Below are 5,453 nucleotides of genomic sequence, written 5' to 3' on the forward strand. Positions count from 1 at the left end.
CCTACCAGCCATAAGAAAGTATCTGAAATATTGAGGCTGCTGAAAGGCTATCAAAAGGAGTATATGGGCAAAGGTGCCTTCCCTAACTTAGAGGATAGTTTTGAAAAGGCTTTGTTCAATACCTTCCGCTGTTATGTGCCCGAAGAACATTATCCCGTAAAATATACCCAAAATACAGATCCCAGAGGTAGTTTCGTAGAGATAGCACGGACGCAGACCAGTGGACAGTTCTCGTTTTCGACCACCGTACCGGGCATAACCCGTGGCAATCATTTTCACACCCGAAAAGCGGAACGATTTGCGGTCATAAGCGGTAAAGCCCTGATCCAACTCAGAAAAATAGGAACCGACAAAGTAATCGATTATTACCTAGATGGCTCAGAACCCGCCTATGTAGATATGCCCATTTGGACAACCCATAACATCAAAAACATTGGTGATGAAGAATTGATTACGCTGTTCTGGATCAACGAACCCTTCAATCCCGAAGATTCAGATACTTATTTTGAGGATGTTTGATTGAGTAGTTAGTAGTTAGTAGTTAGTAGTTAGTAAAATACTGGAAAAATGTTTTGCACTTGACAACTTGTGCTTGAACTTGCACTTTTTTATAAACCCATAAACTTCCGGTTACTGAGCGCAGCCGAAGTATAAACTCCCTTCCCACCTTGAAAAAGCTAAAAGTACTTACCGTAGTCGGCACACGACCTGAAATTATTCGTTTGTCTTGCGTATTAAATGCACTGGACGCCAACGAAGCTATAGACCACACCTTGGTACATACCGGTCAGAACTATGACTATGAGCTAAACGAAATTTTCTTTGATGACCTCGGCATCCGAAAGCCGGACCATTTTTTGAATGCAGCCGGAAAAAATGCCACGGAAACCGTAGGCAAAATCCTAATTAAAATCGATCCGCTACTCGAAAGTATCCTACCCGATGCCTTTTTGGTACTGGGCGACACCAATTCGTGTCTGTGTGCAATTCCTGCGAAAAAACGAAAGATTCCCGTGTTCCATATGGAGGCGGGGAACCGCTGTTTCGATCAGCGTGTACCTGAAGAGACCAATCGTAAAATCGTTGACCATGTGTCCGATGTCAACCTGACCTACAGCGATATCGCCAGGGAATATTTATTGCGGGAAGGTCTGCCGGCCGATCGGGTAATAAAGACCGGCAGCCCCATGTACGAAGTGCTACAGCAATTTCTTCCCAAAATCGAAAAATCCGGAGTACTTGAGGAATTAGGTCTAGAAAAGGAAAAATATTTTGTGGTTTCATCCCATCGTGAAGAGAATATCAGCAACCCTAAAAATTTCGAGGGATTGATTACATCACTGAACCAGATTGCGGAAAAATATGACTATCCGATAATCGTATCCACACATCCGCGAACCCGGAATATGTTGGATTCAAAAAGTCTAAAGACCCATAAAAATATTCAATTTCTCAAACCCTTGGGCTTTACCGATTACAATGCGCTGCAATACCATTCTTTTGCAGTACTATCCGATAGCGGTACCATTTCGGAAGAATCATCCATTCTCAACTTTAGGGCCCTCAATATTCGCGACGCGCACGAAAGACCCGAAGCTATGGAAGAAGCTTCGGTCATGATGGTCGGAATGAATCCCGAACGCATCATGCAGGCCCTTGCAGCACTAGACGTTCAGAAAAGAAATCCGGAACGAAATTTTAGGCCCGTAGCAGACTACTCCATGCCCAATGTTAGCGAAAAGGTCGTCCGTATCATACTTTCATACGTAGATTATGTGAACAGGGTCGTTTGGTCGAAAGGCTGAGAAACCAAATAGAATTAGGCTTTACATCATTTACATCCTTTTTTTAACCTGAAATCAAAGCGGGAAACAGCTTGCCCTATCCGTTTTGTCATTTTCTTTGCAAAAGGAAGGAAATGATATCCAATAGCGTAAAAACATCCTTTTAACCATAATTATCGTAATTGGTCTATTAGACAAGACCTTATAAGCTTTTAATCTTTAATTTCACGATAATTTCCGATAACACTATTGAATGTACAAACGCTTTATCAAAAGAACCCTTGACATCATACTTTCGTTTGTCATCTTGGCCGTATGCAGCCCTATCTTGATCATCACCTTCATACTTCTGACGATTGCCAATAAAGGGGAGGCTTTTTTTATCCAAAAACGACCGGGGCAGCATGCCAGGATCTTCGAAATCATCAAATTCAAATCGATGAACGATAAAAAAGGGCCTGACGGAAAGCTTTTGCCCGATAGCGAACGTATAACCAAGGTGGGCCAATTTGTGCGAAAAACTTCTTTGGACGAAATTCCGCAGTTGTTCAATGTATTAAAAGGGGATATGAGTCTCATCGGACCTAGACCCTTATTGATACAATATTTACCGCTATATAGCGAGGAACAGGCCAAACGGCATAACGTGCGCCCCGGCATTACAGGATGGGCACAGGTAAATGGAAGAAATACCCTGCCTTGGCCCCGTAGGTTCGAACTCGACGTCTGGTACGTAAAGAACGTTTCCTTTATTTTGGACCTGAAAATTTTATGGCTTACCGTGCTGAAAGTCCTAAAAAGAGATGGCATCTCTTCGGAGACCAGTGCTACGATGGAATTTTTTACCGGTAAAGAATAAAACAACAACATGCAACTTAGTATCGTCATTCCCTGCTACAACATGGAGCATTACCTACCGGAATGCCTTGACAGCCTGTTGCGGCAAAATTTGGATGTTGACGATTATGAAATCATCATAGTGAACGATGGATCAAATGACGATACCTTGCGCATTGCAAATGGCTATGCCGAAAAACACGACACTATCGTCGTTATCAATAAAAAAAATGCTGGGGTAGGTGCGGCACGGAATACAGGCTACGACCTGGCCAAGGGAAAGTACCTCTATTTTCTGGACCCCGATGACTATTTGGCGGAAAACACCTTGCCGACGCTATTGGCTTTGATGGAAGTCAACCGTCTCGAGATCCTTACCTTTAAAAGCAGATCGGTAGTGCAAAGGCCCTATCCGTTCTCGGAAAATATTGACCATCCTATTGAAATCCTTGATATCAAGGATGGCATATCCTATATCGCTTCCCGAAAGCACAAAAATGAAATTTGGTGGTTTATTGTCAAGCGGGATTTTATGCGCGCGACGGGCATCCGATTTATAGAGGGCAAATGGATGGAAGATGCCATCCTGACCTCGGAGCTGTTCTGTGAGGCCCAAAGAATGGCCCATGTCGACCTTGATGTGCACCGCTACCGTATCTTGCCCTCCTCGGCGATGCGCAACAAGAGTCCGGAACACTATAACAAAGTGATCTATGACAACGCCAACGCCGCCTATGTCTATGATGGGTTGATCAAAAATGTCCCAAAAGACCATCCCCATGCAAAAAGATGCATCAAACGCTTGAAGACCAGGCAACAGTCTTTCGTCTTCTTTTTAATGTTGCGGTTGATGAAGTCGGATATTTCCGTAAAGAAAATCCCGGAAATGCTGAACGGATTCGAGAAAATAGATGCCTACCCCTTGAAAAAATTCTTGGGCGACGATTACAAGGGTGTGGGATATTCGTTGCTGGTCTTTATTTTTAACCGCAAACCTTTAATCAATCCGTTTATCAAGATGTTCCGAACTTTTTATACATTCGTAAGATGAATATTTTAATCTCTTCTGCCGGAAGACGGGTTTCGCTGGTGCGGGCCTTTCAAATGGAACTCAAAAAGGTGTATCCGCAGGGGAAAGTATTCGCTTCCGATGCCTATCCCGATCTTTCAGCGGCATGCCATGTGGCCGACGGATATTTTAAGGTACCAAAGGTAACCCATCCCGACTACCCTGATTCACTGATACAACAATGCAAGGCCCGTGATATTAAGTTGCTGGTTCCAACCATCGATGGCGAACTACTTCCCATGGCAATTAATAACGAACTTTTCGCCGGCAAGGGTATAAAAGCGGTTATTTCGTCCGAAGCCTTTGTCGGAAAATGCAGGGACAAAAGACAGATCCATCAATTTTTTGAATCCCGTAAGGTCGCCTTCGCCAATGAGTACGCCAAAGACGATTACAAGCTGCCCTTGTTCATTAAACCCATCGACGGCAGCCGAAGTATCGATACCTATGTGATCCATGACAAAACGGATCTGACGGACGATCACTTTGCCAACGACAAACTGATGTTTCTCGAATATCTCGACCATGACCTGTACGATGAATTTACCTGCGATCTCTATTATGGCAAGGACCATACGTTGAAATGTATCGTTCCCAGAAAACGCTTGGAAGTACGTGACGGGGAAGTGTATAAGGCCTTGACCGTTGACAACGCCTTGGTTCCTTACATTAAGGAACGTTTGGGACATATCGAGGGTGCGGTCGGCTGTTTGACCTCGCAGTTTTTTAAGCACAAGACCGAAAATAAAATATACGGTATAGAGATCAACCCGAGGTTCGGGGGCGGGTTTCCCCTCTCCTATCTGTCCGGTGCCAATTACCCCAAGTGGATCATTCAGGAATTTTTCTTGGACGAATCCATCGATGAACAATTCGACTGCTGGGAAAGAGATTTGCTGATGATACGCTACGACGATGAAATCTTGGTTCATGGATATAAAGGTTGACGCAAGCACGGTCATTGTCTTTGATCTCGACGATACGATCTATAACGAAATGGAATATCTGCGGTCGGCCTACTCGGAAATCGCCAAAAGTATAGATGCTGCTCATTGGCGCCCCCTTTTTGCCCGTATGTATTCCCTTTTTAGAAGTAAGGCGGATGTTTTTGAGTTCGTTTCCGCCACATACCATAAAGATAAGTCGGAATTACTGAACACCTATCGCACACATATCCCCAGCATCCATCTTTTCAAAGGAGTATTGGAAACCATGGCGCAGATCAAAGCCAAAAAGGGAAAAATCGGTATCATCACCGATGGAAGAAAGACCACGCAACGGGCCAAGTTAAAGGCTTTGGGCATCACCGACCGTATCGATAAAATCGTCATCTCGGAAGAAATAGGCTCTGAAAAACCCGACGAAAGAAATTATCGCATCATCGAAGAGGCATTTCCCGACTGTACCTATCTTTATATAGCCGATAACCTACGAAAAGATTTTATCGCCCCGAACAAACTTGGATGGAAAACGGTCGGACTAATCGACAACGGACTGAACATGCACTGCGATGGGCACAACTACTTTGATAAACGGTATATGCCGCAGCAGTTTGTGACTTCTTTTGAGGACATCTATGTTGTTTGAGTTAGGAGTTTGTAAAGTAAAGTGAAAAAACATTAAAATAACTAACATTTATTGTCCTATTACTTCAACTCGTCGACAGAATGGGACATCCTATAAAAGAAAGAACCCTTTAAACCCAAAGTTACGTCCAAAACGCATGGAATTTTCTTGGCAAGACTGTACTTTTGTTAAATTTA

5 protein-coding genes and 1 pseudogene are annotated in these 5,453 nt (G+C 43.6%); all 6 read left to right on the forward strand.

What is annotated here, in order from left to right; all coding sequences use genetic code 11:
• Nucleotides 1-519: pseudogene (locus tag ACEW8S_RS19400) on the forward strand (epimerase); the annotation flags it as partial.
• Nucleotides 520-668: 149 nt separating this feature from the next.
• Nucleotides 669-1,805, forward strand: coding sequence for a non-hydrolyzing UDP-N-acetylglucosamine 2-epimerase (gene wecB / locus ACEW8S_RS19405; RefSeq protein ID WP_373519759.1), 1,137 nt, complete (start codon nucleotides 669-671; stop codon nucleotides 1,803-1,805).
• A gap of 232 nt (nucleotides 1,806-2,037) precedes the next feature.
• Entirely contained in the window at nucleotides 2,038-2,643 is a 606-nt protein-coding gene (locus tag ACEW8S_RS19410) for a sugar transferase (protein WP_373519760.1), read from the forward strand.
• Nucleotides 2,644-2,652: 9 nt separating this feature from the next.
• Nucleotides 2,653-3,672 (forward strand): glycosyltransferase, encoded by a 1,020-nt coding sequence (locus ACEW8S_RS19415; protein WP_373519761.1) that lies wholly within the window; start codon nucleotides 2,653-2,655, stop codon nucleotides 3,670-3,672.
• Nucleotides 3,669-4,637, forward strand: a complete 969-nt coding sequence (locus ACEW8S_RS19420; protein WP_373519762.1) for an ATP-grasp domain-containing protein — start codon at nucleotides 3,669-3,671, stop codon at nucleotides 4,635-4,637. Before ACEW8S_RS19415 ends, ACEW8S_RS19420 begins: the two co-directional genes overlap by 4 nt.
• Nucleotides 4,621-5,277, forward strand: a complete 657-nt coding sequence (locus ACEW8S_RS19425; RefSeq protein ID WP_373519763.1) for an HAD family hydrolase — start codon at nucleotides 4,621-4,623, stop codon at nucleotides 5,275-5,277. The genes ACEW8S_RS19420 and ACEW8S_RS19425 overlap by 17 nt, the downstream gene beginning before the upstream one ends.
• Nucleotides 5,278-5,453: the final 176 nt, after the last annotated feature.

Origin of the sequence: Pricia sp., from assembly GCF_041745955.1 — a bacterium.
Taxonomy (GTDB): Bacteria; Bacteroidota; Bacteroidia; order Flavobacteriales; family Flavobacteriaceae; genus Pricia.

What these genes read in the sequence shown, in the direction of transcription:
- ACEW8S_RS19410 (WP_373519760.1), top strand. Translation starts at nt 2,038, where the DNA reads ATGTACAAACGCTTTATCAAAAGAACCCTTGACATCATACTTTCGTTT.
- ACEW8S_RS19415 (WP_373519761.1), top strand. Translation starts at nt 2,653, where the DNA reads ATGCAACTTAGTATCGTCATTCCCTGCTACAACATGGAGCATTACCTA.
- ACEW8S_RS19420 (WP_373519762.1), top strand. Translation starts at nt 3,669, where the DNA reads ATGAATATTTTAATCTCTTCTGCCGGAAGACGGGTTTCGCTGGTGCGG.
- ACEW8S_RS19425 (WP_373519763.1), top strand. Translation starts at nt 4,621, where the DNA reads ATGGATATAAAGGTTGACGCAAGCACGGTCATTGTCTTTGATCTCGAC.